Origin of the sequence: Mesorhizobium sp. M0276 (genome assembly GCF_040321755.1) — a bacterium.
Lineage (GTDB): Bacteria > Pseudomonadota > Alphaproteobacteria > Rhizobiales > Rhizobiaceae > Mesorhizobium.
In genome coordinates this window covers 294,293-321,028 of record NZ_JAMYSC010000001.1, presented here as the reverse complement: position 1 = coordinate 321,028, position 26,736 = coordinate 294,293, and the positions used below count along the sequence as shown (strand labels likewise).

The following is a 26,736-nucleotide window of genomic DNA, read 5'->3' as shown; positions in this document are numbered from 1 at the left end:
GAGCTGCCGAAGGCTGAAAAATTTGGAGCGCAACTCGCTTTGGAGTCGAGCCGGAACACCAGGAGATGGCGCTGAGATTGGAAGACATTGCCGGCCATCCGGCGTTGCATCGGTGCGTTCAGGAGCAGTCGCTGGCGCTGATCCAGATTTATCAGGACAGCCCGCGGCTGGCTTCGATTTTCGCCACGCAGCAGCGTTGGCTGATGGGCCATGTCGGCCTTGCCATGCATTTCAGGCGCGACCCGCAGGACCGTCGCAAGGAGCTGACGGTATCGCGTTTCATCGAGTTCGTGCACCAGCACGCGGTGGCTAGCCGCAACACGGCCGACGCTTTCATCAAGGAGATGCTGCACTACCACATTGCCGAATACGTGTCGGGTGGCGACGGTCGTACCCACCCCTTGCAGCCGACAGCGGCAACCGTGCAGACTTTTACCGGCTGGGTCCTTGCCCATTTGCGCACGTTGGATCGCCTTGACGACGCAGACCGCTTGGCCAGATTCCTGGAGCATCCCGAAATGGTTGCCAGGCTGCAGCCTTTGGTAGCGGACGGCCTGCTAGCCTCCGCGCCGGTGCGCGAACCCAACCAGACCTTTTCCCTGTTCATCTGGCTCAACAATGGCGGCATCGTCATGGACTGGCTGATGTCGGGCATCGACCCCGATCATGCCGGCCTGGAGCGGATTGCGACCAGCGTGGTTTCGATCGGCGATTTCGCCAAATGGCTCAAGCTGTCGCGCACCCACCTTGCCCGCAAACTGCGCGCCGCCGAGAACCTCGGCAGCATCGGCTGGCTCGGCCAGCGCGGCCATTCGGTGATGTGGGTGTCGAACACCTTCTACCAGGAATACATGACCGTCCAGGCCGCCAAGCTGGCCATAGTCGATGCCGCTTTCGACGCGACTTTTGGCCAGCCGGTAGGCAGCTGATCGGTTGGGCAACCCTGCGGGAGACGCCCATGGCAACGAACTCGGGTTATCCTTCGCAGCCTTCGCCGGCGCGTTGGCTGACGAAAACGAAAAAACCCGCCTGCGCGGCGGCAGTGTCTCAGTTTGAAATTTCGGCCACTGACTTTTTATAGGGACCACGCTTACCCGGCTTCGGCGCAACGACGTCCATCTTCTCGCAAAGGTCGTCCATCGACCAGAGCGTCTGCGATACGCCAGCGGCCATTGCAGGCGAGGTCTTGAGCGTCTTGTGAATGCGGACGAAGCTGTACCAGACGGTGTATAGCGCAACCATATGAAACTGATTTTCGAACTTCTTTGAGAACGCATTGGTGAGGCGCGTAAAGCGGCGCATGTGCATCCGCATGGTGAGGTCTGGCGTTCAACATGCGACGTGCTGACGTGCGCCAGATCGGGCGAGCCTTCAATCCGGGTCTTCTTCGCGTCAGTGCAAACGGCGGGGCTGTAGCGGCGCTCCTGTGGCACTGCCTTGCCTTCCGGGTCGCCATACTGCTTGATCAGCATTGCGTAGTCGATGCAGGCTCCAAAGGCTTCCTCAGTTTGCGAGAGCTAGCCTCGCAACTTCAGATTCTATCTTGGGCATTCTGACGACGAAGCTTCCAATTTTTTTTGGCACTTTGCCTAAAGCAAAGTGGATGTCGTAATACCCCTCATCCTGAGCGGGGAAGCCTCTCATCCCGAAACCAAAGACACGGCCGGGTTCGTCGTCTGGCTGCTTTCCTACTTTTTCGGCTATCTTAAGGATTTCCTGCTTCCGTGGTCCGGTTAAAGAAAATGAATAATCACCTTCATAATCAGGGTCACAGTCAATCGAAAGCCGAACAAACAATCGATCTATAATTGCTGGAAACGATCCGACGACAACAACATCGTTGTAAACCCCTATGAGCATTTCCTTACCGTTGTCTTCTTTCCTGGCATCTTCGCAGATTATCACGCTCTTAAGGGTAAACTTGGCCATTATGCCGGCTCCGGTACCCGCTTAATGACTTCTATGTTTTTATAAACAACCTGAGCTGCAGCAGAGCTGGATCCCTCCCGACGACCAAGAGGTGGCGTTTTGGCAGGAGCATTATCAAATACCTTAAGGCTAGAAAGTGGAGTGATCGCGATATCCAATCTGCAATCCATAGCACGAGCCAGATTGTGTAGCGTCCGGAGCGTCATATTCTTCTGGCCAGATATGCACCTGGAAATCACCTCTGGATTATTCATACCCAGTCGCTTAGCCATCACTTTCTGTGTCAGGCCGGTTTCTTTCGCCGCGTTCCTATACGCAATCTGAACGCTGGAAATTACCTTATGAAGCAACCCATACCATTGCTCAGCTAGGCGCTCTTCCGGAATCCGGGTTTCTGAAAGATGCGTACTCATAGACACTCCTCTCGGGGAACATCATATCCCCTATTTATACAGTTTGAGAACGGTCTTGCCTGCATTCGATACTTGCCAGGGAATAGCTCTTCCCAATCATCAACAGCCCTTTGTATCTGCCGTTTCCATTTTGGATCGCTCTTCCCACCGAAATAACTTCTCGGGCGCTGAAAAAATGCAACAAACGTATCACAATCACCAAAGGCACCAAATATTCGAATGCGATCCGGTCGGGCTTGATTCTGGACTCGCAATTCAAAAATATCTGACTGCCAGCACTTCATATACTGGCAATTATCTATCTCATCACCTTTGATGTAACGCCCCAAGAACGCCTTCACATTGGCAGAGTACTCTAGCGCCTTCCTAGGGTCTTTTCTGGTGAGCGTTTGGAGCAGAGCCGGGGGCATCCATAACTCTCGGACAATGCATTCGTCGGGGTCTAAGGCCACGGGAAACTGCACCAGTTTCCCGTCAGCTATGTTCTCCCCCAATATCGTGCGAAATGACTTATAAGTCAATGCTTGCTTGCTCCCCCAGCAAGCAAATTATTTTATCCGCCCTTTGGAGTCCAACGCTTAATGGCTGCCTTCCTGGCGATCTCAGCTCGCCGCTCTGGCGTCATATTCTCGGCGCGCTTCTTTCCGCCCTTCGCGCCAAGCGCTTTGGCGGCAGGGTCTTTGCCGTCGTCAATCACGTCGTCGGCTTCCTCGCCTGTGGCAATGCGCATGACGCGGACGGCATTGCCGATCACGTCGGCTGGGCGCTTCTGGCCTTTAGGTCCGGTTGGCATGCTATTCCTCTTCGAACTTGCGAAGGTCACGTTCGATTTCTTTTATGATCTTTTTGCGCGCCTCAATCTCGGCCCGATCCGCCGGCTTGAGCCGCATACCTTGAACCCTATCCACAGTAGACTGGACTATGTCGCGCAGTTTACGGAGCTCTTCAAGCGCATTGATTTGGCCGGTTTCCATTGTGCCTTCCTGATGCTTTCCGCTAAGCATATAGGAGTTCGGCCCGGATCGCGACAAGCGCGCCGTCAAATTTCAAACTGAGACACTACCTGCACGGCGGGTCACTGGCGCAAATCAGCACCATGGACGATCAAGAAAAAATTCCTATCGTAAAAAGCTACCGGCACAAAAGCTGCCAATGCCCAACCCGGCCCTCGTCAGTCGATATCGAACGAGACGCCCTGGGCGAGCGGCAGTGCCTTTGAGTAGTTCACCGTGTTGGTGGCGCGCCGCATATAGGCCTTCCACGCATCGGAGCCGCTCTCGCGGCCGCCGCCGGTTTCCTTTTCGCCGCCGAAGGCACCACCGATCTCGGCGCCCGAGGTACCGATGTTGACATTGGCGATGCCGCAGTCCGACCCATCGACACCGAGGAAGCGCTCCGACTCCTGCAGGTCGCGGGTGAAGATCGACGACGACAGGCCGGCGCCCACCGCATTGTGCTCGTCGAGAACGGCGTCGAAAACCGAATATTTCATCACATAGAGGATCGGCGCGAAGGTCTCTTCCGTGACCGGGGCCACCTGCTTGGGCATCTCGACCAGGGCCGGATGCACGTAATAGGCATCCGGGTGACCATTCTCGACCCTTGCGCCGCCGGTCACCTTGCCACCGTGGGCGGCGGCTTCCTTCAGCGCCTTCTGCATGTTCTCGAAGGCCGCCTTGTCGATCAGCGGCCCGACCAGCGAAGAGGTCTCCAGCGGATTGCCGACCGAGACGCTTTCGTAGGCCTTCTTGAGACGTGGAACCAGGGCGTCGTAGACGCTGTCATGCACGAACAGGCGCCGCAGCGTCGTGCAGCGCTGGCCTGCCGTGCCCATCGCTCCAAAGGCAATCGCCCGCAACGCCATGTCGAGATCGGCTGTCGGGCAGACGATGCCGGCATTGTTGCCGCCAAGCTCCAGCACTGCGCGCGCAAAGCGCCTGGCCAGCCGCGGGCCGACGTCGCGGCCCATGCGGGTCGACCCGGTGGCCGAGACCAGCGGCACCTTGGGATGATCGACCAGGATCTCGCCGACGGCACGATCGCCGATCAGCACCGGCGCCAGGCCCTCAGGCGCATCCGCGCCGAAGCGTTTGACCGCACGCTTGAAGATGGCCTCGCAGGCAAGTGCCGTCAGCGGCGTCTTCTCCGACGGCTTCCACACCACCGCGTCGCCGCAGACCAGCGCCAGTGCTGCGTTCCACGACCACACCGCGACCGGGAAGTTGAAGGCGGAAATGACGCCGACGACGCCAAGCGGATGCCAGGTTTCCATCATCCGATGGCCCGGGCGCTCGGTGGCGATGGTCAGGCCGTACAATTGCCGGGAGAGGCCGACGGCGAAATCGCAAATGTCGATCATTTCCTGCACTTCGCCGAGCCCCTCGGACGGAATCTTGCCGACCTCGATCGAGACCAGCCGGCCAAGCTCGGCCTTGTGCGCGCGCAACTCCTCGCCGAGCAGCCGCACCAGTTCGCCACGCCTCGGGCCGGGCACCAGCCGCCACGCCTGGAAGGCCTTGTGCGCGGCATCGATGGTCTTGGCCGCATCGGCGGGCGAGATCGTCTTAAGCGCCGCGATCTGCTCGCCCGTCACCGGGCTGCGCACCATCAGGTCACCGCCGACAAGCGCATCCTTGGCCACACCCAGTTTGGCCAGAAGCTCGGTCGTTTCCTTCGCTATCGTCATTTTGTCCCTTTCGGATCCATCGCCATCAGATGGCGTTGAACCAATGCTCGCGCAATGTCGCCCGCGTGCCGGTCAGCACTTCGGGCACAGTCAAGGCGTGGCATTACTCGTTTCGGGGAAGAATCGCCACCCCGGGCATGGTACAAGCCCAGGCGACACGATTGAGCCAGACATGCTGACGGCGCTCAGTTTGCCTTTTGCGTCGGCGCGCGGGTGGCCCCGTCCTTCATCAGCCGGTCGATATGCATGCGGATATGAGCCGCTTCCGCCGCCGTGTTTGCCAACGCAATCGCGCGGTCAAAGGCGACACGCGCCTCCTCGCCTCGCTCAAGCTGCATCAGAAGCCCACCCTTGAGGCCGAAGAAGTGGAAATAGCCGGACAGCCGTTCTTCCAGCGGCTCGATCATGGCGAGAGCCTCTGCTGGACCACGCACCTTCGAGACGGCGACGGCCCGGTTGAGCGTGATCACCGGTGACGGCTGCATCTGCTCGAGCAGGCGGTAGAGCAGGTCGATCTCGTTCCAGTCGGTGTCCTCGGCCTTTTCAGCCCGCGCATGCAGCGCGGCAATAGCCGCCTGAACCTGATAGGGGCCGGGCTTGCGATGGCGCAGCGCCTTGTCGACCAGTGCCAGCCCCTCATCGATCATCTTGCGGCTCCACAGGCTGCGATCCTGATCCTCGAGCAGCACGATCTCGCCGTCTTCGTCGAAACGGGCCGGTGCGCGCGCATGCTGGAGAAGCAGCAGCGCCGTCAGCCCCATTATCTCCGGCTCGGTCTGGAACAGCCGCAGCAACAGCCGTGCCAGTCGGATCGCTTCCTCGCACAGCGGCGCACGGGCCGGCGCTTCGCCGCTGTTGGTCGAATAGCCTTCGTTGAAGATCAGGTAGACCATGGCGGCGACGGCGGCGAGCCGTTCCGACCGCTCGACTGCGCCCGGCGTCTCGAACGGCACGCCGGCATCCGCAATGCGCGCCTTGGCGCGGGTGATGCGCTGCTCCATGGCGCTTTCGCCAACCAGGAAGGCACGCGCGATCTGCTTGACGGTGAGGCCCGAGACAATCCGCAGCGCCACCGCGATCTGCTGCGTTGCCGGCAGGTCGGGATGGCAGCAGATGAACAGCAGCCGCAATATGTCGTCGCGGTAATGCGCCCCGTCCAGCCGCTCGGCGATATCGCTTTCGGCGTCTTCCAGATCCGAGATCTGGTCTTCCTCCGGCATCGGCGCCTGCTTGGCCCGCTTGCGCACCGCGTCGATGCCGCTGTTGCGGCCGACAAAGATCAGCCAGGCCGCTGGATCACGCGGCGGGCCGTTCTGCGGCCAGTTCTTGATGGCCCTGAGGCACGCGTCCTGGAAAGCTTCTTCCGCCGTATCGAGATCGCGGAAATAACGCAGCAGCGCGCCCATTGCCTGCGGACGGGCGGCGCTGATCGCCGAGCTGATCCAGGCAAGTTCGGTCATGCCGGGACCTTGTTGCGGTTGAAGACCGAGACCGGCCGGATCTCATAGGAGCCGCCACTCGGATTGACCTCGGAAAGTTCGCGGGCGAACTCCACGGCCTCGTCGAGATCGCCGCATTCGAGCGTGTAGAAGCCGAGGAATTGTTCCTTGGTCTCGGCAAACGGGCCGTCGATGACGACCGCTTCGCCCTTGACCCTCCGCAGCGTCGTCGCGGCCGTGGTCGGCAAGAGCCGTGCCACCGGCCCAAGCCTGCCAGCCTTGACATATTTGTCCTGGACGTCGCGGAGATTGGCCATGACCTCGTCGTCCTGTGCCTTGCTCCAGGAGCAGACGACATCTTCGGAAGCATAGCAGAGGATTGCGTAGAGCATGGTTGGTCCTTCTTCTCTGTCAAAGGACGAAACAGTAAGTCCGATCCCGACATGGCGTCGATAAAAAAATCCCGAGACGGCGGATTTGGCGACGCTCCGTCGCTGCCGGTCAGCTTTCGTGCAGCTTCAGCCATCGCAGCACGAGCGCTTCCTCGTCGTCCAGACCATCGATCGAGCGCCTGCGCTTGTTGGCCCGCGCCATTTCGTCCAGCAATCGCCCCTTTGACCACGCCTCGAAGACCTGCGGATGGATGTAGCATTTGCGGCAGACCGCGCGTGTGTTGCCCAGCCGCTCGGCGACCTTGTCGACGACGCTGTTCATCACCCGCTTTTGCTGTGCCTGGCTTTCCGGCAAATCCGTCTGTGCAAACAGCGACGCGGCGTGGATGGTGCCGCCCCAGGTGCGGAAATGCTTCGAGCTGAAGGCATCACCAACTGCCTCACGGATATAGCGGTTGACGTCCTCTGAGTGGACCGGCCGCCTGTTGCCGTCGTCATCTAGGTACTGAAACAGCTTCTGGCCCGGCAGATCCTGCGCGCCGCGAACAATCCTGGCGATCCGGCGGTCGACCAGCTTCAGCTTCCACTCCTTGCCGGACTTGCCGTTGAAGGCAAAGCGCAGGCTTGAACCGTCGATATCGACATGGCGGTCACGCAACGTGGTCAGCCCGAAGCTCTTGTTGTCGCGGGCATAAGCGGCATTGCCGACCCGGATCATCGTGTTGTCGAGCAGCCAGACGACCGCGGCAACGACACGCTCGAACGGCAAACCAGGACGACGTAGATCGCTGTCGATCCTGCGCCGCAGGGTCGGCAGGCTTTCGGCAAAGGCGACAAGGCTTGAATATTTGGCGCCGTCGCGTTCTTCGGCCCATTGCGGATGGTAGCGGTATTGCTTGCGTCCGCGCAGGTCCCTGCCCGTTGCCTGGATATGGCCGTCGGCGTCGGGCGAAATCCACACATCCGTCCAAGCCGGCGGAATGACGATTGCCTCGATACGCGCCCTGGTAGCATTGGCAACTGGCCGCCCATCCGGCCCCTTGTAGGAAAACCCCTCGCCTGTCTTCAGCCGCCGGATACCCGGCTCGGCATCACTGACATAGGTAAGCGACGCGTGATCGGCCGAGCTTTGCGACCCATTTTTCGGCACAGCATCTCCGTCAGCCGACCGGCTGTGCGACAATCCGGATTTCTGCAGCATGTCAGCTCCGCGCAAATATCCGTAGATAAGCCACTGGCCGATTGCTGGTTCCACACATGGTCGGAAAAGCCGGGGGCGGGCGAGAGCGCCGGCCCGAAGCTCACGCCTTTTCGAGCACGACCGGGATGACGTCGACAGCTTGCTCGCCGACCTGCCCTCCCGTGGTCTTGAGAACGCCCACGATCGGTGCCACGTCCGAGTAGTCGCGGCCGTAACCGACGGTGATGTGATCGTTGCTGGCCCGCATGCCGTTGGTCGGGTCGAATTCCTGCCAGCCGGCGTCGCGCCCGCACCAGACCTTGACCCAGGCATGCATGGCATCGGCGCCTTCCAGCCGGGGTTTGCCCATCGGCGGGATGGTGCGCAGGAAGCCGCTGACATAGCCGGCCGGAATACCGAGCCCGCGCAGGCCGGCGATCATGATATGCGAAAAATCCTGGCAGACACCGCGCTTCAGCTTGAAGGCGTCGCTGGCCCTGGTTCGCACCGTGGTCGCCTCGCCGTCATAGGTGAAATCGCGATGGATGCGATTGCACAGGTTCATCGCCGTGCCGGCGGCAGAGCCGGCGACGCTATCGCGAGCGTAGCCGGTGATCGCACCATCGATGCCGGCATGAATGCTGGCCGTCAGGAAATGGTGGGGTGTATCAGGCGCCAGCGACCGCACGGCAGCAAGCTCCTGCCTGAGCCTGCCGATATCGGGCGACACGTCGAGGCCGGGCTCGGGCCGCGACACCGATACGCGTGCGCTCATCCTTATGTCGAGTGTGTCATGCGCGTCGCGAAAGGCGATCGACGTGACGTTGTTGCCGAAGAAATCGGGAAAATCCGAACGCTCATTGGGCGCCGGCGCAAAGGACAAGGATGCCGCGATGACGCGCTGAACGTCCGATATCGTCGACGGCAGCACGCGGATCTGATGGCGGCCGCCACCGGCCGCCGCGGCATAGTCGTAATGGAGATGAAGCCTGATGTCGTAAAGCATGCTCTACTTTTCTCGTTTCGGAACCGGCTTAGCCGAAATAGGCTTTGGCGAGGCTGTTATAGAGGCCGCCGATTTCGTGGGCGAGATCATCCAGCGCCTTCGCTGTCATGTCCGAAGGCTCCTTGATGGCGATGGCAGTGTTGAGCTGCAGGATTTCCTTCGCCGCCGCCGACATGTGCCCTTGCCCGCCGAGCGATGGCAACAGGCCGATCTCGGCCTTCAGCCTTTCGAGCTGGAACAGGATGGAGCGAGGATTGAGCGGGTCGAGCGCCAAGAGATCGATCACCGTGCGCCGGCCGGCCTGCACCGGATATTGCCGACGGTGGGTCATCACGCTGTCGCCGATCTCCAGCATCATGTCGAGCGCGCCGTCCGGCGCCTTGGCGCTGGTCAGCCGCGATAGCGTACGGGCGATCTGGATGCCGCGCTCCAGCCTCCGGCCGATCTCGAGGAAGCGCCAGCCGGCGAAGCGGTACATGTTCTCATGCAGCAGGCCGGAAAAGCCAGCGAGCTTGCGCAGGATGACCGTCATCGCCCGGGTCGCGTCGTCGCCTGGCGCTACCGTCGTTGCGAACTGATGGACGGTCTTCGACAGGTCCTTCAGCGCCAGCCAGCCATCGGGCGAGAAGCGGTCGCGAATCTGACCGGCGCTGTAGACCGCGCTATCCAGCGTACCGATCAGCCCTGACGGGATCGCCGTCTCGATGTCGATGCCGAAAGGTTGGAGATAATCCCTGATGTCGGCGAGCAGCGGCATATCCGGGTCGGAGGTTTCGGCCAGCCGCACATGATAGGCGCGCAGGATACGCACCGTGTCTTCCGAGCGTTCGATGTAACGTCCGAGCCAGGTCAGGTTCTCCGCCGCGCGGCTGGGCAGGCTACCGGGCCTGGTGCGGGTGAAGCTGTCGCCTTCTTGCGGTAGCAGCGTCTCGCGCTCCACCGGTCGCTCGCTGACCACCCAGACGTCCGCCGCCTGGCCTCCGCGCTGCATCGCGATCGCCGTCGGGTCGAGCGACAGGCCGACGCGGGCAAAGCCACCCGGCATCACCGTCCAGCCCTCGGGCGTTCGCGCCAGGTAGACGCGCAGGCTCGCCGGCCGGGGCTCCAGCCAGCCGCCGACATAGACGGGCGTCGTCGAAAGCGTCACCGCTTCCTGGCCAACGAAGTTGCCGCCATCGCGCTCGATGCGCGACACCAGCTCCGCCCGCTCCCCGGCCGACAGCGCCGAGCCGAGCTTCGTCTGATCGTCATCCTCGAAGGCAAGTCTCGTCGACAGCGCCGGGCCAATGACCAGGCGATCGATATTGGCCAGCACATGCGCGCGTTCGGTTGCTTGCCCGCACCACCATGTCGCGACACTCGGCAGCAGCAATTCCTCGCCCCGCAACGCGCGTGAAATCTTGGGCAGGAAGGCAAGCAGCGCCCGTGTCTCCATCAGGCCGGAGCCCAGCGCATTGACCGTCGCAACCGCACCCTGGCGGATCGCCTCGACCAGGCCCGGCGTGCCGATCTGCGAGTCCGCTCGCAGTTCGAGCGGATCGGCGAAAGCCGCATCGAGCCGCCGCCACAACACGCTGATCGGCATCAGCCCGGAAACCGTGCGCACCATCAGCCTGCCGCCGGAAACGGTCAAGTCCTCGCCTTCGAGCAGCATGATGCCGAGATAACGGGCGATATAGGCGTGTTCGTAGTAGGTTTCGTTGAGCGGCCCAGGCGTCAGGATGGCGACGCGGCCGTCGGTCTCCTTGGCCATGCCGATCAGCGCGTCGCGAAAGCGGCGAAAGAAGCCGGCAAGGCGGTGCACATGCATCTCGCCATAGATATCGGACAGCGCGCGCGTGGTGGCGACACGGTTCTCCAGTGCGAAGCCGGCGCCAGACGGCGCCTGGGTGCGGTCGCCAAGCACCCACCATTGGCCGTCAGGCCCGCGGCCGAGCTCGAAGGCGCAGAAATGCAGAAAATGGCCACCGGCCGGCTTGGTACCGACGACGGGACGCAAATACTCCGGGCTCGCCGCGATCAGTCCCGCCGGCAATATGCCTTTTTCGACCAGCCGGTTCGGCCCGTAAACATCGGCGATTGTTTCCTCGAACAGTTCGGCTCGCTGCACGAGGCCGGCGCTGATCGCCGCCCACTCGCTCTCTTCGATGAGAACCGGGACATGCGCCAGCGGCCATTCGCGCTCATTGGCGCCGGCCTTGTCGTAGACGCGGTAATAGACACCAGCATCGCGCAGATACTGGTCGGCACGGGCAAAGCGCTGGCCAAGCTTTTCAGGCCCCAGCTCGTCGAGCGCCTCGATGAAGTGTTTCCAGGTCGGGCGGGGATTGCCTGACGCGTCGACCATCTCGTCGACGACGCCGTCGATCGGCTGGTAGTGCTCCAGCAGGCTGTGGATCTGCGGCTTGCCGCGTACCCGTCTGTGATTCCCCTTCGCCATCGCTGATCAGAGTCTTGCCGGCCGCCGAAGGTCAAGGGTCATCGGGAAATCTTCCGCCGGTTGTTCTTCACGCAGCACATAGGCGGACGGCGTATGCCCGCGCGGTTCGAAGCGGGCAAGGCGCCGAGCCTCCGCCTCGTTGCCGTTGACCGGGAAAGTGTCGTAGTTGCGCCCGCCGGGATGCGCGACATGGTAGACGCAGCCGCCGACCGCCCGGCCCGACCAGCGGTCATAGATATCGAACACCAGCGGCGTGTTGACCGGCAGCGCCGGATGCAGGCCCGAAGCCGGCTGCCAGGCCTTGAAACGGACGCCCGCCACAGCGACTTCGCGATTGTCCGTGACCTTCATGGGCACGATGCGGCCGTTGCAAACGATCGCGTGGCGCTCCGGATTGAGACCTTCGGTCTTGACCTGCAGCCGCTCGACCGAGGAATCGACGAAGCGCACGGTACCACCGATCGCTCCTTGCTCGCCCATGACATGCCACGGCTCCAGCGCCTGGCGCAGTTCCAGCTTGACGCCCGCGTGCTGAACCTCGCCGCAGAACGGGAAGCGGAATTCGAGCTGGGCGTCGAACCATTCGGGCCTGAACTCGAAACCGTTGAGCTTGAGATCGTCAAGCACGTCGAGAAAATCGGCCCAGACATAGTGCGGCAGCATGAAGCGGTCATGCAGCGAGGTACCCCAGCGCACGAAGCGGCCGTCGAGCGGGCTCTTCCACGCGCGGGCAATAATCGCCCTGACAAGCAGTTGCTGCGCCAGGCTCATGCGCGCATTGGGCGGCATCTCGAAACCGCGGAACTCGACAAGACCCAGCCGGCCGGTCGGTCCGTCCGGCGAGAACAGCTTGTCGATGCAGATTTCCGAGCGGTGCGTATTCCCGGTGACGTCGGTCAACAAATTGCGGAACAGCCGGTCGACCAGCCACGGCAAGGGTGCCGCGCCCCGATCGGGATGCGGCACCTGCGCCATGGCGATTTCGAGCTCGTAGAGCGAGTCGTGACGCGCCTCGTCGAAGCGCGGCGCCTGGCTGGTCGGGCCGATGAACAGGCCCGAGAAAAGATAGGACAGCGACGGACGCCGCTGCCATTGCAGCACAAGGCTCTTCAACAGGTCCGGCCTGCGCAGGAACGGGCTGTCGTTGGGCGTCGCGCCGCCGACGACGACATGATTGCCGCCGCCGGTGCCGGTATGACGGCCGTCGATCATGAATTTATCGGCGCCAAGCCGTGTCTGCCGCGCTTCCTCGTAGATCGCCGTCGTCGTCGCCACGCAATCCTGCCAGTTCGAAGCCGGATGGATGTTGACCTCGATGACGCCGGGATCGGGCGCCACGCGGATGACGTTGAGGCGCGGATCATGCGGCGGGCCATAGCCCTCGATATGCACGGGAAGGCCGATCGCCTTTGCCGCGTTCTCGGCCGCTGCGACCAGCTCCAGATAATCTTCCAGCGCCTCGACCGGCGGCATGAACACGCAAAGCCGTCCGTCGCGCGGTTCGACCGAAAGTGCGGTACGCACCGCGCCGCCGATCTCGGTGATCTCCTGTTCGACCCGATCCTGCTGGCCGGTCGCCGCCGTGAAGGACGCCGCCTGCTGGCGGCGCGCCATCTCGTCGGCGCCTTCCTGTTCGGCCGGAGCCGTACCGGGCAATATGGCTTCGCGCGCGGGCAGCGGTCCGCGCGGCAGCGACGGATCGACCGGCACGATGTAAGGGAACTGCGCCGGCGGCACATAGGGCAACGTGCCGAGCGGCAAGCGGTAGCCGACGGGTGAATCGCCCGGCACCAGGAACAGCCGGCCGCGCCGCGTATGCCATCTTTCCGAGCGCCAGCGCGGCCCTGACGCCTGGCTGTTCCAGCGCTGCACGGGCAACACGTAACCCGACGGCTTGGTCAGCCCGCGTTCGAACACTTTCGCCATGCGGCTGCGCTCTTCCGGGTCCTCAAGCTTGGAGTTGGACGGATCGACATTGTCCGGCAGCTTGCCCTCCTTGAGCAGCCACTCGGCCGGATCCTCATAGGCTTCGCTGACCATGCTTTTGTCGATGCCGAGTTCGCCGGCAATCGCGGTCAGTAGGCTTTCGGCCTGTTTCGGGCCGACATCGGCCTCGCTCTTTTCGCGCGCGATCAGCGACGGGTCGCTCCACACCGGCTCTCCATCGGCCCGCCAGTAGAGCGAAAAGGTCCAGCGCGGCAGGCTTTCGCCCGGATACCATTTGCCCTGGCCATAATGGAGGAAACCACCCGGCGCGAAACGCTCACGCAGTTTTCGGATCAGTTCATCGGCCCTTTCACGCTTGGTCGGGCCGACGGCCGCGGTGTTCCACTCGGCCGACTCGAAATCGTCGATCGACACGAAGGTCGGCTCGCCGCCCATCGTCAGCCGCACGTCCCCGGCCGACAGTGCAGCATCGACCTTGTTGCCGAGCGCATCGAGCGCCTGCCAGCTTTCATCCGAGAACGGTTTGGTGATGCGCGGATGCTCGGCGATGCGGTCGACCCGCATGTCGAAGCCGAATTCGACATTGGCGAAGCTCGCCATGCCGGAAATCGGGGCAGCGTTGCGGAAATGCGGCGTCGCCGCCAGCGGCACATGGCTTTCGCCGGTGAGCAGGCCCGAGGTCGGGTCGAAGCCGATCCAGCCCGCGCCGGGAAGATAGACCTCGCACCAGGCATGCAGGTCGGTGAAGTCGACGGCGGTTCCGGCTGGCCCGTCGAGCGCCACCAGATCCGGCTTCAACTGGATCAGGTAGCCGGAAACGAAGCGCGCGGCGATGCCGAGATTGCGCAGGATCTGCACCAGCAGCCAGCTCGAATCCCGGCACGAACCCTTTTTCGCCGCAAGCGTCTCCTCCGGCGAGAACACACCGGTCTCCATGCGAACGATATAGGCAATTTCGCGCTGCAGCCGCGCATTGAGATCGACGAGGAAATTGACAGTATTCGGCGCGCTGCGGTCGATTGTTCCGAGCAAGGCCGAAAGCAACGGGCCGGCCGGCTCCGGCGTCCGGTAGATGGCGAGATCGTCGCGTATCTCTTCCGGGTACTCGAACGGGAAGGTCTCGGCCGATGGTTCGACGAAGAAGTCGAACGGATTGTAGACCGTCATGTCAGCGACAAGGTCGACCTCGATCTTCAGCTCCGTCACCGGCTCCGGGAAGACGAAGCGGGCAAGGAAGTTGCCGTAGGGATCCTGCTGCAGATTGACGAAGTGGTTCGCCGGCTCGACTTTGAGCGAATGGCTGAGCACCTTGGTGCGGGAATGCGGCGCCGGCTGCAGCCTGATGATCTGGGGACCGAGAACCACCGGCCGGTCGTACTTGTAATGGGTCAGGTGATAGACAGCTGCCAGAATTGCCATGAAGCCCCGGAATTCAGCGTTTCAAACGATTTCGCTGAACCCTGACACATCAGGCGGCCATTCTCCAAGCAGAGATGTTGCGGTGCACCTAATTTAAGCAGCTGCCGAACGCTCAGAAGAACGCCTGTATCCCCGTCTGCGCCCGTCCCAGGATCAGCGCGTGCACGTCGTGCGTGCCCTCATAGGTGTTGACCGTCTCCAGGTTCTGCGCGTGGCGCATGACGTGGTAGCCGATCTGGATGCCGTTGCCGCCATGCATGTCGCGAGCCTGGCGGGCGATGTCGAGCGCCTTGCCGCAATTGTTGCGCTTGACGATCGAGATCATTTCAGGCGCCATCTTGCCTTCGTCGAGCAACCGCCCGACGCGCAAGGATGCCTGCAGCCCGAGCGCGATCTCGGTCTGCATGTCGGCCAGCTTCTTCTGGTAAAGCTGCGTGCCGGCCAACGGTTTGCCGAACTGCTTGCGATCAAGACCGTACTGACGGGCGCGATGCCAGCAATCTTCCGCGGCACCCATCGAGCCCCAGGAAATGCCGTAGCGGGCCCGGTTGAGGCAGCCGAATGGACCGCCAAGGCCCTTGGCGTTGGGCAGCAGCGCGTCTTCCCCGACTTCGACGCCTTCCATCACCACTTCGCCGGTGATCGATGCCCGCAGCGACAGCTTGCCGCCGATAGTCGGCGCCGAAAGCCCCTTCATGCCCTTTTCCAGCACAAAGCCGCGGATCTCGTCCTTGCCGTTCTCGCCCTTCAACTTCGCCCAGACGACGAACACATCGGCGACCGGCGCGTTGGAAATCCACATCTTCGAGCCGGAAAGTCTGTAGCCATTGGCGGTCTTCTCGGCGCGCGTCTTCATGCCGCCGGGGTCGGAGCCGGCATCCGGCTCGGTCAGGCCGAAACAGCCGATCCACTCGCCGCTGGCGAGTTTGGGCAGATACTTCTTGCGCTGTTCGTCCGAGCCATAGGCATAGATCGGGTACATCACCAGCGACGACTGCACTGACATCATCGAGCGATAGCCGGAGTCAACACGTTCGACTTCGCGCGCGACCAGCCCGTAGGTCACATAGTTGGCACCGAGGCCGCCAAACTCCTCGGGAATATTGATGCCGAGCAGGCCGGCCTCGCCCATTTCGCGGAAGATAGCGGTGTCGAAGGTCTCGTTGAGATAGGCGTCCTCGATCCGAGGCGCCAGTCTGTCGGCGGCAAAGGCTGCCGCACCATCGCGCACCATGCGCTCGTCTTCCGAAAGCTGGTCCTCGATCAAGAACGGATCTTCCCAGACGAATGCATTCTTGTCGGCAGCCATGGCGTTCTCCCAAACCAACGCATGTCGCCCAAAAGTATTCAGCGGTTTTGGGATGACGACATGCATGAAGCAAAATCTTGGCCCGGCTTATCGGCCCGCCGCCCGGAAAAATCAAACGAAATTGCCTAATCGATCAATGAGCGTTAGTAATGGATCATGAGTGTCCAGCGCCGTCTTTTGCCCAACATCAGCGCCCTTGCCGCCTTCGAGGCTGTGGCTCGGCTCGGCAGCTTCACCGCTGCTGCCCAGGAGCTCGATCTGACCCAGGGCGCGGTCAGCCGACAGATCAGGTTGCTGGAAGATCAATTCGGCCGCCGACTGTTCGAACGCGACAGCCGCAATGTCAGGCTGTCGACATCAGGCGAGATCTACGCCGACGCTGTGCGTTCAGCGCTTGGCCAGTTACGTGACGCGGCCCTTGGATTGATGAGCAATCGGCATAGCGGCATCCTGAACCTTGCCATATTGCCGACCTTCGGTACGCGCTGGCTGATGCCGATGATCCCCGATTTCGTCGAAAACAACCCGGACATCACCATCAACTTCGTCACCCGCATCGGCCGCTTCGACTTCGCTAGGGAGAGGCTGGATGCGGCAATCCACTACGGCCTGCCGGACTGGCCGGAGGCCGACTCGACGCTTTTGGTTCGCGAAACTGTGGCGCCGGTCGTCTCGCCAGAATTCCTCGCCGGCCGCGCTATCGCCTCACCGGCCGATATCGGCCGCCTGCCGCTGCTGCATATGGCGACGCGGCCCGGCGCCTGGACCGAATGGTTCGAGCATCAGGGGCTGAGCGCGCCGAGCGGACCCGGCATGCAGTTCGAACAGTTCGGCACCGCTGCCCAGGCCTGCATGGCTGGCCTCGGCGTGGCGCTGTTGCCGCTGATCCTCATCGCAGGCGAATTGCATCGCGGCCAACTCGTGCTGGCGCCCGGTCAGCCCATGCAAAGCCGCAGCGCCTACTATCTCGTCGTCCCGCATGACAAGCGCGGCCATCCCCCCGTCGCCAGCTTTCGCGACTGGCTTCTTAAGCATGTAGGTCATCAGATTTGATTTGGCAGATTTATCAAAAATTGATAATATTGGATAATAGGAAGGATAACTCATGCCTGCAAGTTACAGCATCGGCCCCCGCTATGAGACATTGGTGCGCGAGTTGGTAGAGAGCGGCCGCTATGCCAGCGCCAGCGAAGTTGTGCGCGATGGCCTGCGCCTGCTGGAAGAGCGCGAAGAACAGCGCGAGGCAAAGCTTGCGGCGCTACGAGAAGACATTCGAAAGGGCGTGGAGAGTGGCCCGGGCATCCCGGCCGAACAGGTGTTTAAGCGACTGGAAGCAAAATACAGCGGTGGAAAGCCGTGAACAATGGCGGTCATATTTGCGCCAGCCGCCGCGCAGGACGTCGAAGAGATCGGCGATTACATTTTCGCTGAAAATCCCGCCGCGGCTCGACGCTTCATAGCTGCGCTCAGGGAACGCTGTGGCCGCATTGCAGACGCGCCACGCGGTGGCGTTCCCCAGCTGAGTCTATGGCCCGGCCTGCGCTCCATCGCATTTCAGCGCTATGTGATTTTCTACACCGCCGATGGCGATGACGTGCGTATCGAGCGCATTTTGCATGGTGCCCGCGACATCCCGACCATTCTTGAGGGACGTAATGATTCTTGAACCCCGCGTCGCATGAATCTCATCAAACGCGGACGTGCCCAGGGGCCGGTCGCAGAATAGTCATTTCCGCTTCAGCGCATCAGCCAATGCCGCACCGAACGCGCCTTGCTGCGCCTGCCTTTCCGGCTGGCGTTGAGGTGCCGGCGAACGCGGCGCCGGCCTGCCGCCGCCATCGTCGCGCGGTCCGCCGCGCGGTGCACCGCCTTCGCCCCCATCCTTGCGCATCGAAAGCGCGATACGCTTGCGCTTGATGTCGACGTCGACGACGCGCACCTTAACCACATCGCCGGCCTTGACCACCTCATGTGCGTCCTTGATGAACCGGTCGGCCAGCTGCGAGACATGCACCAGCCCGTCCTGATGGACACCGATGTCGACGAAGGCGCCGAAGGCGGCGACATTGGTGACCGTTCCTTCCAGCAGCATGCCGGGCTTCAGATCCTTGATGTCGTCGATGCCGTCGGCGAAGGTCGCCGTCTTGAAACCGGGACGCGGATCGCGGCCGGGCTTTTCCAGCTCCGCCAGGATATCGCGCACCGTTGGCAAGCCGAAGCGCTCATCGACGAAGACGCGCGGGTCGAGCGCCTTCAGTGTTGCACTGTCCCCCATCAGCGAACGGACATCGCGCCCGCAGGCGGCGACGATCTTCTTCGCCACGCCATAGGCTTCGGGATGCACCGACGAGGCATCGAGCGGCTCGCTGCCATTGGCAATGCGCAGGAAGCCGGCGCTTTGCTCGAACGCCCGAGGTCCAAGGCGGGCGACCTTCAGCAGATCCTTCCGGCTGGCGAAAGGGCCGGTCGCATCGCGATGCGCGACAATGGCGTCCGCGAGTGACGCACCGAGACCTGAAACGCGCGCCAGGAGTGGCGCCGAGGCGGTGTTGAGATCGACGCCGACGGCGTTGACGGCATCCTCCACCACCGCTTCCAGCGAACGTCCCAGCCGGTACTGGTCGACATCGTGCTGATATTGGCCGACGCCGATCGATTTTGGCTCGATCTTGACCAGCTCGGCCAGCGGATCCTGCAGCCGCCGTGCGATCGACACGGCGCCTCGCAAGGATACGTCGAGGCCGGGGAATTCCGCCGCCGCCGTCGCCGATGCCGAATAGACCGAGGCGCCCGCCTCGCTAACGATCACCTTCAATGGCTTCGGGCCACCGTCCGCCGGCATGTCGGACAGCATGTCCGCCACCAGCTTTTCCGTCTCGCGGCTGCCGGTGCCGTTGCCGATCGAGATCAGTTCGACCTTGTGCAGGCGGATAAGCTTGGCGAGTTCCGCCTGTGTGCCACGCACATCGTTCCTCGGCGGAAACGGATAGACCGTCGTCGTGGTCAGCACCTTGCCGGTTCCGTCGACCACCGCCACCTTGACGCCGGTGCGGATGCCGGGGTCGAGCCCCATCGTGGCACGAGAACCGGCGGGAGCCGCGAGCAGCAAATCCTTTAGATTGCGGGCAAAGACGTGGATCGCTTCCTCTTCCGCTCGTTCGCGCAGATCGCGCATCAAATCGAGCGTCAGGTGCAGCGACAGTTTTATGCGCCAGGTCCAGCCCGCCACCTCCATCAGCCAGCGGTCGCCCGGCAGGCTGCCGCCGATGGCATAGGCATTGGCGATCATCCGCTCGACCGGCTTCACCGGCGAAGCGTCGTCGGCATCGACCTCGATGTCGAGCGACAGCACTTCCTCGTTGCGGCCGCGCAGCATGGCCAGCGCGCGATGGCTCGGCACATTAGCCCAGCGCTCGACATGGTCGAAATAGTCGGAGAATTTCGCGCCGGCCTCCTCCTTACCGTCGACCACCCTGGCCCGCATGAAGGCGCGTTCCTTCATGTGGGTGCGCAGTTTGCCGACCAGATCGGCATTCTCGGCGAACTGTTCCGACAGGATGTCGCGCGCGCCATCGAGGGCGGCTTTGGCGTCGACCACCTCTTCGCTGACATAGGCCAGCGCCAGTTCGGCCGGGACGAGCGAACGGTCGGCAAGAATGGCTTCGGCCAGCGGCCCCAGCCCGCGCTCTCTTGCGATTTCGGCCTTCGTCCGTCGCTTGGGCTTGTACGGCAGATAGATGTCTTCCAGCTCCGCCTTGGTGGTGGCGGCGACGATCTTGCCCTCAAGCTCTGCGGTCAGCTTGCCCTGCTCGCGGATGGAGCCAAGGATGGTGTCGCGGCGCGCATCGAGCTCACGCAGATAGGCCAGCCGCTCGGCAAGGTCGCGCAATTGCGTGTCGTCCAGCCCGCCGGTGACCTCCTTGCGGTAGCGCGCCACGAACGGCACCGTCGCGCCCTCATCGAGCAATTCGATCGCCGCCGCTGCCTGTTCAGGCCGCGCGGCGATCTCGGCCGCGATGATGGCTGCGATGCGCTTGATGTCGGATGCCATGTCGTTCCTGCTCTCGTCGAAAGAGCGGCGACCATAGGCGCAGACGTTCGGTCCGCCAACCGCCGCACTTCGATCAGCCCGGCGGGTCCACAGGAAAGCGCGCGCCAATGTGGCGACTAGATCCGGTCTAGACGAGGCGGCTAAGCGCCTCGAAAAAGGCGACGATCTCGGCATCGAGCCGATCGTCGACCGGTTCCGGCTGCGACGACATCTTGGCGATCACCACTTCGGTCTTGGGATCGACATAGAGCCACTGGCCATGAATGCCGATGCCGCAATAGGCGCCGTTCTCGTGTCCAGTCTGGTACCATTTGTTGCGGTAACGGCCTTTGGGGAACAGTGGCCGCATCGTGCCGCGCTGCCAGGCGGCGGCACTGCCGCCGGCAGCAACCGTGTCTCGCACCCAGGCTTCCGGCACGATGCGCCGGCCGTTGGCCACCCCACCTTGCCGCATCATCTCGCCAACGCGCGCCAGGTCGCGCGGCGTCACCGAAATGCCGCCGGCGGTGCGGGCCGTGCCTTCCATGTCGACGCCGATCGAGGCTTCGCTGATAGCGCCAAGCGGCAGCCACAATTTCTCGCGCATCAGGTCGGCGAAGCGCTGACCGGATGCGCGTTCGAGCAGCAGCCCGAGCAGGTCGGAATTGGGCGAGCGGTAGCGGAAGGTCTGGCCATGCGGCTCGGCCAGGCGCTGCAGGGTCAAGATGAATTCCCGCAGGCTCTCCGTGCCGCCGCCAGGATTCCACAGCGTGGCGCGGCGATAGCGGGCGAAAGCGCTCTCCGGATCGAGATAGGCTTCCTCGAAATCAAGGCTGACGCTCATGTCGAGCACATGCCGCACGCTCGCATCGCCATAGGCCGAGCCGGCGGCTTCCGGAATGTAATGCGTCACCGGCGCTTCTGGGTCGAACCCACCCTCGCCTTCCAGTATGCCAGCAATGATGGCGGTCAGCGACTTGCTGATCGAAAAGATGATGTGGCGGGCGCCGAAATTCATATGCGGTGCGAACCAGTCGCCGATGATCTTGCCGCCCTTCATCACCGTCAGCGCATCGGTGCTCGAACGTCCGAGAAATTCAGCCACCGTCTCCGGTACGTTGGCGATCGTGACCTTCTCGTCGAGCAGGCCACCCATGTCCCGGACCGGCATCTCAACACCAGCCGGCACCGCCGCCACGCGGGCGGTCGGCACCAGTTCGCCGAGATTCTGGAACGACCACCGGTTGAACGGGCTCTCGCGCCAGTTGGCGAGCAGTACCTCGTTGCGGCGGAAGCCGTACCGGGTCTCGAACGCGGTCTTGCCGGTCATGGCGGTTCCTTCCGGGTCGTTTCTTCTTGTGGGGCTCAGCGAAGTGCCGTGGCGATGGCGTGCACAGCCTTCAGCGTGGCCATGGAATAGGCGACATTGCTGAAATCCGGATAGGTCGAAAGCTTCACCACGACCATTCCTGTGTTCCAGTCGATATGGATCATCTGCCCGAACACGCCCCGGCACATCAGAGCGCGTGAGCGCGGGTCCTCGATCCAGAACTGGTTGCGATAGCTGCCCTCCGGCAGGCTGGGGCTGAAATCCGGCCCATGCGTGCCGTTGCGTGTCGTCTCGATCCATTCGGCCGGCACGACGCCGCCACCATTGTCGAGGATCAGCTGGCCAAAGCGGCCGTAGTCGCGCAGCGTGGCGTTGAAGCCGCCGTCGGCCACCGCATAGCCGGCGCTGTCGACGGTGAAGCAGGCGCTTTCATCAGTGCCTAGCTTTTGCCAGAGTTCTTCCGAAACCAGCTGCGGCAGCCGTTTGCCCGTCACCCGTTCCATGATGAAGGCAAGCACGTCGGTCTCGATCGAGCGGTATTCGAAGGCGGCACCATGCGGGCGGATCGTTTCCTTCAAGCCCAGGATCAGTTCGAACATATGCGAGGGCCAGCGAAAGGCCGGATCGCTGTCTGGCGGCACCGGCTTCCAGCCGGTGGCGACGTCGACTTGGCCGATGTCGGAATAGCGGTCGGTATATTCCTCGGAGAAGCGAACGCCGCTGGTCATGTCCAGCACATGCTGGACGCTGGCTCCGGCCCAGCCTGTCGCGCTGAGTTCCGGCAGATAGGTCGTCACCGGCCTGGCCGGATCGATCAAGTTGCGCCCGACCAGTATGCCGAACACCGAACCGGTGATGGATTTCGCCATCGATTGCGACAGGTGCAGCGTGCGTTCGCCCATGTCGTTGAAATAGCGCTCATAGGCAACCTTGCCGTCCTTGAGCACCAGGAAGCCGTCCGTATAGGTCTCGTCGAGCAGCCCGGCGAGCGTCGTCGGCGCGCCTGTGCTGTCCTCGACCGCCAGCCCGTCGAGATCGACCTCGGCGCGTTCGAGACGGTGGCGATGGCCATTGCCGCGCCAGACTTCGGCGGTCGGCAGGAATTCGCGGATGTGCTGGAATGCCCAGCGGTTCCACGGTGGCCGGTCCCAGTCGAGCTTGGGAACCACCATGGCGGGTGGCGAGCCCTGCATGATCGGCGGACGCGGATCGCTGTTGCGGTAAGACATCATTGAGCCTCTCCTAAGCGCAAAGAAGGGAGGCCGTTGCCCCCCTTCCGTAGGATTTTGAATCCGAGCCTTACTTGCGCAGGTTGGTCCAGATCTTGTTGTAGATCTCGACCACTTCAGGCGGGCACGGCGGAACGAATTCCGCTGCCGGCGCACCTGCCGGGGGGTTGAGTTCCGGCGAATTGGCGAAATCCGCTTGCAGGAACTTGTGGCTGCCGGCAATGCCGTTGTCATAGCCAGCGAATTCCGAGATCAGCGCCGCGTTTTCCGGTGCCATGACGAAATCCTGGAACAGCTTGGCATTATCGAGGTTCTTGGCGCCTTTAAGCACCGCCACATTGTCCATCCAGCCTTCGATGCCTTCCTTCGGATAGGCATACTTGATGGCGGGGATTTTCTGCCGCGAGCGGTAGGTCGCGCCGTTCCACTGTTCCGTCACGATTACGTCGCCGGAGGTGATCTTGGTGATGGTGTCGTAGCTGAAGGTCTTCCACGACGGCTTGGCGGCCATCAGGATGTCGTTGACCTTTTTCAGATTGGCCTTGTCGGCACCGCAGCGCGGCACGCCGGCATAACGCTCGGCCGCATGCATGACGGTGTTGACGTCGTCGAGCACGTTGATCTGGCCCTTGAGCTCTGCCGGCGGGTCGAAGAGGATGCTGAGCGTGTCGATGTCGCCCTTGAACTTGTCCATGTTGACCGCGAAAGTCGTGGTGCCGAACTGCCACGGCGCGGTGTAGTGGCGGCCCTTGTCCCAATAGATGTCGACAAAACGCGGATCGATATTCTTGCCGTTCGGCATCGCGTTGGGCTCGGTCTTTTCGAGCAGGCCCTCGTCCACCATGATCTTCACGGTGTAGTCGGAGGGCACCACGATGTCGTAACCGGAATTGCCGGCGCGCACCTTCGACAACATGGTTTCGTTGGAATCGTAGTCATCCAGCGTAACCTTCACATTGTACTGTTTCTCGAACTTTTCGATCAGCTTGGGATTGGTGTAGTCACCCCAATTGTAGATATGCAATTCGCCATCGGCGAGCGCAGGCAGTGCCCACAAAAGCGCTGCCGTCGAAACGGCAGCCATCATCTTCCTAGACATTTTTGTTCTCCTTTGCCTTCCCATTAATTCAATTGGCGCGTCGGCGCGCGATCAGGAACGATATCGAGACGAAGAGGATCGAGACCAGCAGCAGAATGGTGGAGATGGCGTTGATCTCCGGCGTCATCGGCCGCCTGATCTGGTTCCAGATATAGAGCGGCAGTGTCGTCTGCCCTGGCCCCGCGACGAGTTGTGTGATGGTGAAATCGTCGAAGGACACGATGAAGGCGAGTGCGGCACCCGACATTATGCCGGGAACAAGTAAGGGCAGCGTCACACGCTTGAATGCATTCCAAGGCGTCGCATAGAGATCCGCGGCCGCGTATTCGAGCGTCAGGTCCATATCCTCCAACCGCGCCCGAATCGGCATGTAGGCAAAAGGAATGCAGAAAACAGTGTGGGCGAGGATGAGGTTGCCGATGCCGAAGTTCAGCCCGAACATTCCGGCGATCAGGGCAAAGAAGGACAGCGTCGCCACCGCCGTGATGATTTCCGGGACCATCAGCGGCAGGTTGATGATCATAAAGGCTGTAGACAAGCCCCGCCACGGCTTGACCCGGGTCATGCCGATCGCAGCCAGAGTGGCTGTGATCGTCGAGATGATCGTTGCGGTCACCGAAATGATCATCGTGTTCTTGGCAGCGCTGTGGAATTCCTCGTTGAGCAGCGCACTGCCGTACCAGCTGAGCGTAAGACCTTCCCACTGCGTGACCAGCGAACCACTATTCAGCGAGAAGATCATCAGGATCAGGACAGGCACGTAGAGCACGCATAGGCAGATGATGGCGATAGAGCGGAAGCCCGGCTGGTCCTTGATGTCGATATTGCGGGGATCAGCCATGTTGTATCCTCCCCGACGTGTTGCGGACGTAGAAGAAAAGGGCCACCAGCACGGCAGCCATCAGGATCAACGCCTGGGCACAGCCCAACGGCCAGTTGCGCCCGGATCCGAATTGCTGGGCAATGAGATCGCCGATCATCAGATGTATGCCACCGCCGAGGATAAGCGGGGTCACATAGGCGCCAAGGGCGGGAATGAAGACCAGCAGGCAACCGGCAATGATGCCAGGCCGCGACAGCGGGATGATCACACGCCATAGGACTTGCCGTCGTGTCGCGTAGAGATCGTACGCGGCCTCTATCAGCCGGAAGTCCAGCTTCTCCAGGCTCGAATAGAGCGGCAGCACCATGAACGGCAGAAAGGCGTAGAGCAATCCGAGTTGGATGGCGAAATTGGTGTAGAGCATCGTGATCGGTTTATCGATCACACCCAATGCCATCAGCGCATTGTTGATCAGGCCTTCGTCGCGGATGATGAACATGATCGCCAACGTGCGGACCAAAAGGTTCGACCAGAACGGGATGGTGATCAAAAGCACCCACCAATTGCGCTGCGCTGGCGCCCGCGTCGCCATGAAGTAAGCGGTGGGAAAGCCGAGCAGCAGGCAGATGACCGTCGTCACCACCGCAAACAGAAAGGAGCGCAAATAGATGATCAGGAAGTCCGGCGTGAACTGCAGCGTGTCGTCGAAAATATCGCGCTGGAACAAGAAGTTCAGATAGGCGTCGGTCGAGAATTGCCATTGTACGCCGCCATAGGGTGCCGCGACGAGGAACGAATAGACGCAGATGATGATTAGCGGCAGCACTCCGAAAATGCCGATGATGACCAGCGCCGGAACGGAGAGCAGTCGGTTGCGCCGCGCGGTGGCCTTGGCAGCCCCTGTCTCGAACAAAGCGGCTTTTGAGAGTGTGGTGGCTACCATCAGTCCCTCAACACCTGTGCGGCGTCGTTGCCGATGGCAATGCCGACCTTGTCACCCTGCTCGAAACCGCAGCCTGCACTGCGGGTGTTCTGCTGGCGAACGGTGAAGGCCTCGCCACTATCGAGACGGACCTGAATGTGTGTATCAGTGCCGAAATAGACGATGTTTTCCACCGTCCCGGAAAGGTCACCCTTGGCGGCGGTCAGCTTGGCGTGCTCAGGCCGCACCACTATGGTGGCTTTGTCTTTCGGCTGGAAGCCTTCCGCGACCGTGGCATTGATCGTCGCGCCGGATTTGAGTGTCGCTTGAGCCTTTCCATCGCTGACGCCGGCAATTGCGGCAGTCAGGAAGTTGGTTTCGCCGATGAAATCGGCGACGAAGCGTTCCGCCGGCTTGTCGTAAATATCCCAGGGCGAGCCGACCTGCAGGATCTTACCCGATGACATCACCGCGATGCGGTCCGACATCGTTAGGGCTTCCTCCTGGTCGTGGGTGACGAAGATGAAAGTGATGCCGGTCTCGTGCTGCAGCCGCTTCAATTCGATCTGCATCTCCTTGCGGAGCTTGTAGTCGAGCGCCGACAAGGGCTCGTCGAGCAACAATACCTTGGGTTGGGGCGCGAGCGCCCGGGCCAGCGCCACGCGCTGCTGTTGGCCGCCGGAGATCTGGCTGGTGCGACGACCGGCGAGTGCTTCCATCTTGACCAGCTTCAGCATCTCGGCCACGCGCACCTTGATCTGGGCCTTCGGCTTGCCCAGCATCTCCAGGCCAAAGCCGATATTGTCGGCCACCGTCATGTGCGGGAACAGCGCATAGGACTGGAAAACGGTATTGACCGGCCGCTTGAAGGGCGGCAACGGCGCGATGTCCTGGCCATAGAGCAGGATTTCACCGGCCGTTGGAAAGTCGAAGCCGGCGATCAGCCTGAGCAACGTCGTCTTGCCGCAGCCGGATGGGCCAAGCAGCGTGAAGAACTCGTTCTCGCGGATGGATACCGAGACCGTGTCGAGGGCAGCGACCTGCCCCTCACCTGATCCGAAAATTTTGCTGACGTTTACTACTTCAATCGCATTCCGACCCGGTTTGTCCGGCACGATTACGCCTCACTGTTGACCCCGCTCT

Annotated in this window: 23 protein-coding genes and 1 pseudogene; 4 read left to right on the top strand and 20 right to left on the bottom strand. The window is 62.0% G+C overall.

Annotated elements, in window-relative coordinates; genetic code table 11:
* The first annotated feature begins 65 nt into the window (after positions 1-65).
* The gene (locus tag NKJ01_RS01540; RefSeq protein ID WP_352725439.1) at positions 66-929 is read left to right on the top strand and encodes a hypothetical protein; all 864 of its coding nucleotides are present in this window, start codon (positions 66-68) and stop codon (positions 927-929) included.
* Positions 930-1,047: 118 nt separating this feature from the next.
* Here the strand turns inward: NKJ01_RS01540 and NKJ01_RS01535 are convergent.
* From NKJ01_RS01535 to NKJ01_RS01475, 13 genes and pseudogenes are all read right to left on the bottom strand, one after another.
* Positions 1,048-1,517, bottom strand: a pseudogene (locus tag NKJ01_RS01535) (IS1 family transposase); the annotation flags it as partial.
* The gene (locus NKJ01_RS01530; RefSeq protein WP_352663746.1) at positions 1,504-1,929 is read right to left on the bottom strand and encodes a DUF6941 family protein; all 426 of its coding nucleotides are present in this window, start codon (positions 1,927-1,929) and stop codon (positions 1,504-1,506) included. The gene NKJ01_RS01530 and the pseudogene NKJ01_RS01535, both read right to left, overlap by 14 nt.
* Positions 1,929-2,342, bottom strand: coding sequence for a helix-turn-helix domain-containing protein (locus NKJ01_RS01525; RefSeq protein WP_352663748.1), 414 nt, complete (start codon positions 2,340-2,342; stop codon positions 1,929-1,931). The genes NKJ01_RS01530 and NKJ01_RS01525 overlap by 1 nt, the downstream gene beginning before the upstream one ends.
* 553 nt (positions 2,343-2,895) lie before the next feature.
* On the bottom strand, positions 2,896-3,135 hold the full coding sequence (locus NKJ01_RS01520) for an RNA-binding protein (RefSeq protein WP_352725437.1): 240 nt from the start codon (positions 3,133-3,135) through the stop codon (positions 2,896-2,898).
* 1 nt (position 3,136) lies between these two features.
* Positions 3,137-3,316 (bottom strand): hypothetical protein, encoded by a 180-nt coding sequence (locus tag NKJ01_RS01515; protein WP_352725435.1) that lies wholly within the window; start codon positions 3,314-3,316, stop codon positions 3,137-3,139.
* 197 nt (positions 3,317-3,513) lie between these two features.
* Complete coding sequence (gene amaB / locus NKJ01_RS01510; RefSeq protein WP_352725433.1) at positions 3,514-5,028, bottom strand: L-piperidine-6-carboxylate dehydrogenase; 1,515 nt, start codon at positions 5,026-5,028, stop codon at positions 3,514-3,516.
* A 185-nt stretch (positions 5,029-5,213) separates the two neighbouring features.
* Positions 5,214-6,488: an RNA polymerase sigma factor gene (locus NKJ01_RS01505; protein ID WP_352725431.1), complete on the bottom strand. Its 1,275-nt coding sequence runs from the start codon at positions 6,486-6,488 to the stop codon at positions 5,214-5,216.
* A complete protein-coding gene (locus NKJ01_RS01500) occupies positions 6,485-6,859 on the bottom strand; it encodes a YciI family protein (RefSeq protein ID WP_352599780.1) in 375 nt (124 codons plus the stop codon). Before NKJ01_RS01500 ends, NKJ01_RS01505 begins: the two co-directional genes overlap by 4 nt.
* A 109-nt stretch (positions 6,860-6,968) precedes the next feature.
* Positions 6,969-8,060, bottom strand: a complete 1,092-nt coding sequence (locus NKJ01_RS01495; protein ID WP_352725429.1) for a DNA topoisomerase IB — start codon at positions 8,058-8,060, stop codon at positions 6,969-6,971.
* Between the two features lie 100 nt (positions 8,061-8,160).
* Positions 8,161-9,045 carry a transglutaminase family protein gene (locus NKJ01_RS01490; RefSeq protein WP_352725427.1) on the bottom strand — a complete coding sequence of 295 codons (885 nt, stop codon included), beginning with the start codon at positions 9,043-9,045 and terminating at the stop codon, positions 8,161-8,163.
* A gap of 28 nt (positions 9,046-9,073) precedes the next feature.
* Positions 9,074-11,485, bottom strand: a complete 2,412-nt coding sequence (locus tag NKJ01_RS01485; RefSeq protein WP_352725425.1) for a circularly permuted type 2 ATP-grasp protein — start codon at positions 11,483-11,485, stop codon at positions 9,074-9,076.
* A gap of 6 nt (positions 11,486-11,491) precedes the next feature.
* A complete protein-coding gene (locus NKJ01_RS01480; protein WP_352725423.1) occupies positions 11,492-14,851 on the bottom strand; it encodes a transglutaminase family protein in 3,360 nt (1,119 codons plus the stop codon).
* Between the two features lie 112 nt (positions 14,852-14,963).
* A complete protein-coding gene (locus NKJ01_RS01475; protein ID WP_352725421.1) occupies positions 14,964-16,160 on the bottom strand; it encodes an acyl-CoA dehydrogenase in 1,197 nt (398 codons plus the stop codon).
* 156 nt (positions 16,161-16,316) lie between these two features.
* On the opposite strand from NKJ01_RS01475, the gene NKJ01_RS01470 reads away from it, so the two are divergent.
* The 3 genes from NKJ01_RS01470 to NKJ01_RS01460 are packed head-to-tail and all read left to right on the top strand — an operon-like array spanning position 16,317 to position 17,826.
* Positions 16,317-17,213 (top strand): LysR family transcriptional regulator, encoded by an 897-nt coding sequence (locus NKJ01_RS01470; RefSeq protein WP_352725419.1) that lies wholly within the window; start codon positions 16,317-16,319, stop codon positions 17,211-17,213.
* Between the two features lie 52 nt (positions 17,214-17,265).
* A complete protein-coding gene (locus NKJ01_RS01465; protein WP_023761653.1) occupies positions 17,266-17,520 on the top strand; it encodes a type II toxin-antitoxin system ParD family antitoxin in 255 nt (84 codons plus the stop codon).
* Positions 17,521-17,523: 3 nt separating this feature from the next.
* Positions 17,524-17,826 (top strand): type II toxin-antitoxin system RelE/ParE family toxin, encoded by a 303-nt coding sequence (locus NKJ01_RS01460; RefSeq protein ID WP_352725417.1) that lies wholly within the window; start codon positions 17,524-17,526, stop codon positions 17,824-17,826.
* Between the two features lie 60 nt (positions 17,827-17,886).
* Here the strand turns inward: NKJ01_RS01460 and NKJ01_RS01455 are convergent, their stop codons facing one another.
* The 7 genes from NKJ01_RS01455 to NKJ01_RS01425 form a co-directional block, all read right to left on the bottom strand.
* A complete protein-coding gene (locus tag NKJ01_RS01455; RefSeq protein WP_352725415.1) occupies positions 17,887-20,211 on the bottom strand; it encodes a Tex family protein in 2,325 nt (774 codons plus the stop codon).
* 127 nt (positions 20,212-20,338) lie between these two features.
* Positions 20,339-21,520, bottom strand: a complete 1,182-nt coding sequence (locus NKJ01_RS01450) for a serine hydrolase domain-containing protein (RefSeq protein ID WP_352725413.1) — start codon at positions 21,518-21,520, stop codon at positions 20,339-20,341.
* 35 nt (positions 21,521-21,555) lie between these two features.
* The gene (locus tag NKJ01_RS01445; protein ID WP_352725411.1) at positions 21,556-22,752 is read right to left on the bottom strand and encodes a serine hydrolase domain-containing protein; all 1,197 of its coding nucleotides are present in this window, start codon (positions 22,750-22,752) and stop codon (positions 21,556-21,558) included.
* Between the two features lie 67 nt (positions 22,753-22,819).
* Positions 22,820-23,848, bottom strand: coding sequence for an extracellular solute-binding protein (locus NKJ01_RS01440; RefSeq protein WP_031260861.1), 1,029 nt, complete (start codon positions 23,846-23,848; stop codon positions 22,820-22,822).
* A 28-nt stretch (positions 23,849-23,876) separates the two neighbouring features.
* Complete coding sequence (locus tag NKJ01_RS01435) at positions 23,877-24,689, bottom strand: ABC transporter permease (protein ID WP_352725409.1); 813 nt, start codon at positions 24,687-24,689, stop codon at positions 23,877-23,879.
* Positions 24,682-25,614 (bottom strand): ABC transporter permease, encoded by a 933-nt coding sequence (locus NKJ01_RS01430; protein WP_023761661.1) that lies wholly within the window; start codon positions 25,612-25,614, stop codon positions 24,682-24,684. The genes NKJ01_RS01435 and NKJ01_RS01430 overlap by 8 nt, the downstream gene beginning before the upstream one ends.
* On the bottom strand, positions 25,614-26,708 hold the full coding sequence (locus NKJ01_RS01425) for an ABC transporter ATP-binding protein (protein WP_352725407.1): 1,095 nt from the start codon (positions 26,706-26,708) through the stop codon (positions 25,614-25,616). Before NKJ01_RS01425 ends, NKJ01_RS01430 begins: the two co-directional genes overlap by 1 nt.
* Positions 26,709-26,736: the final 28 nt, after the last annotated feature.

Excerpts from the sequence above, each read along its gene's own strand:
- NKJ01_RS01540 (WP_352725439.1), top strand. The coding sequence starts at position 66 with ATGGCGCTGAGATTGGAAGACATTGCCGGCCATCCGGCGTTGCATCGG.
- NKJ01_RS01530 (WP_352663746.1), bottom strand. The coding sequence starts at position 1,929 with ATGGCCAAGTTTACCCTTAAGAGCGTGATAATCTGCGAAGATGCCAGG.
- NKJ01_RS01525 (WP_352663748.1), bottom strand. The coding sequence starts at position 2,342 with ATGAGTACGCATCTTTCAGAAACCCGGATTCCGGAAGAGCGCCTAGCT.
- NKJ01_RS01520 (WP_352725437.1), bottom strand. The coding sequence starts at position 3,135 with ATGCCAACCGGACCTAAAGGCCAGAAGCGCCCAGCCGACGTGATCGGC.
- NKJ01_RS01515 (WP_352725435.1), bottom strand. The coding sequence starts at position 3,316 with ATGGAAACCGGCCAAATCAATGCGCTTGAAGAGCTCCGTAAACTGCGC.
- amaB (WP_352725433.1), bottom strand. The coding sequence starts at position 5,028 with ATGACGATAGCGAAGGAAACGACCGAGCTTCTGGCCAAACTGGGTGTG.
- NKJ01_RS01505 (WP_352725431.1), bottom strand. The coding sequence starts at position 6,488 with ATGACCGAACTTGCCTGGATCAGCTCGGCGATCAGCGCCGCCCGTCCG.
- NKJ01_RS01500 (WP_352599780.1), bottom strand. The coding sequence starts at position 6,859 with ATGCTCTACGCAATCCTCTGCTATGCTTCCGAAGATGTCGTCTGCTCC.
- NKJ01_RS01495 (WP_352725429.1), bottom strand. The coding sequence starts at position 8,060 with ATGCTGCAGAAATCCGGATTGTCGCACAGCCGGTCGGCTGACGGAGAT.
- NKJ01_RS01490 (WP_352725427.1), bottom strand. The coding sequence starts at position 9,045 with ATGCTTTACGACATCAGGCTTCATCTCCATTACGACTATGCCGCGGCG.
- NKJ01_RS01485 (WP_352725425.1), bottom strand. The coding sequence starts at position 11,485 with ATGGCGAAGGGGAATCACAGACGGGTACGCGGCAAGCCGCAGATCCAC.
- NKJ01_RS01480 (WP_352725423.1), bottom strand. The coding sequence starts at position 14,851 with ATGGCAATTCTGGCAGCTGTCTATCACCTGACCCATTACAAGTACGAC.
- NKJ01_RS01475 (WP_352725421.1), bottom strand. The coding sequence starts at position 16,160 with ATGGCTGCCGACAAGAATGCATTCGTCTGGGAAGATCCGTTCTTGATC.
- NKJ01_RS01470 (WP_352725419.1), top strand. The coding sequence starts at position 16,317 with ATGAGTGTCCAGCGCCGTCTTTTGCCCAACATCAGCGCCCTTGCCGCC.
- NKJ01_RS01465 (WP_023761653.1), top strand. The coding sequence starts at position 17,266 with ATGCCTGCAAGTTACAGCATCGGCCCCCGCTATGAGACATTGGTGCGC.
- NKJ01_RS01460 (WP_352725417.1), top strand. The coding sequence starts at position 17,524 with ATGGCGGTCATATTTGCGCCAGCCGCCGCGCAGGACGTCGAAGAGATC.
- NKJ01_RS01455 (WP_352725415.1), bottom strand. The coding sequence starts at position 20,211 with ATGGCATCCGACATCAAGCGCATCGCAGCCATCATCGCGGCCGAGATC.
- NKJ01_RS01450 (WP_352725413.1), bottom strand. The coding sequence starts at position 21,520 with ATGACCGGCAAGACCGCGTTCGAGACCCGGTACGGCTTCCGCCGCAAC.
- NKJ01_RS01445 (WP_352725411.1), bottom strand. The coding sequence starts at position 22,752 with ATGATGTCTTACCGCAACAGCGATCCGCGTCCGCCGATCATGCAGGGC.
- NKJ01_RS01440 (WP_031260861.1), bottom strand. The coding sequence starts at position 23,848 with ATGTCTAGGAAGATGATGGCTGCCGTTTCGACGGCAGCGCTTTTGTGG.
- NKJ01_RS01435 (WP_352725409.1), bottom strand. The coding sequence starts at position 24,689 with ATGGCTGATCCCCGCAATATCGACATCAAGGACCAGCCGGGCTTCCGC.
- NKJ01_RS01430 (WP_023761661.1), bottom strand. The coding sequence starts at position 25,614 with ATGGTAGCCACCACACTCTCAAAAGCCGCTTTGTTCGAGACAGGGGCT.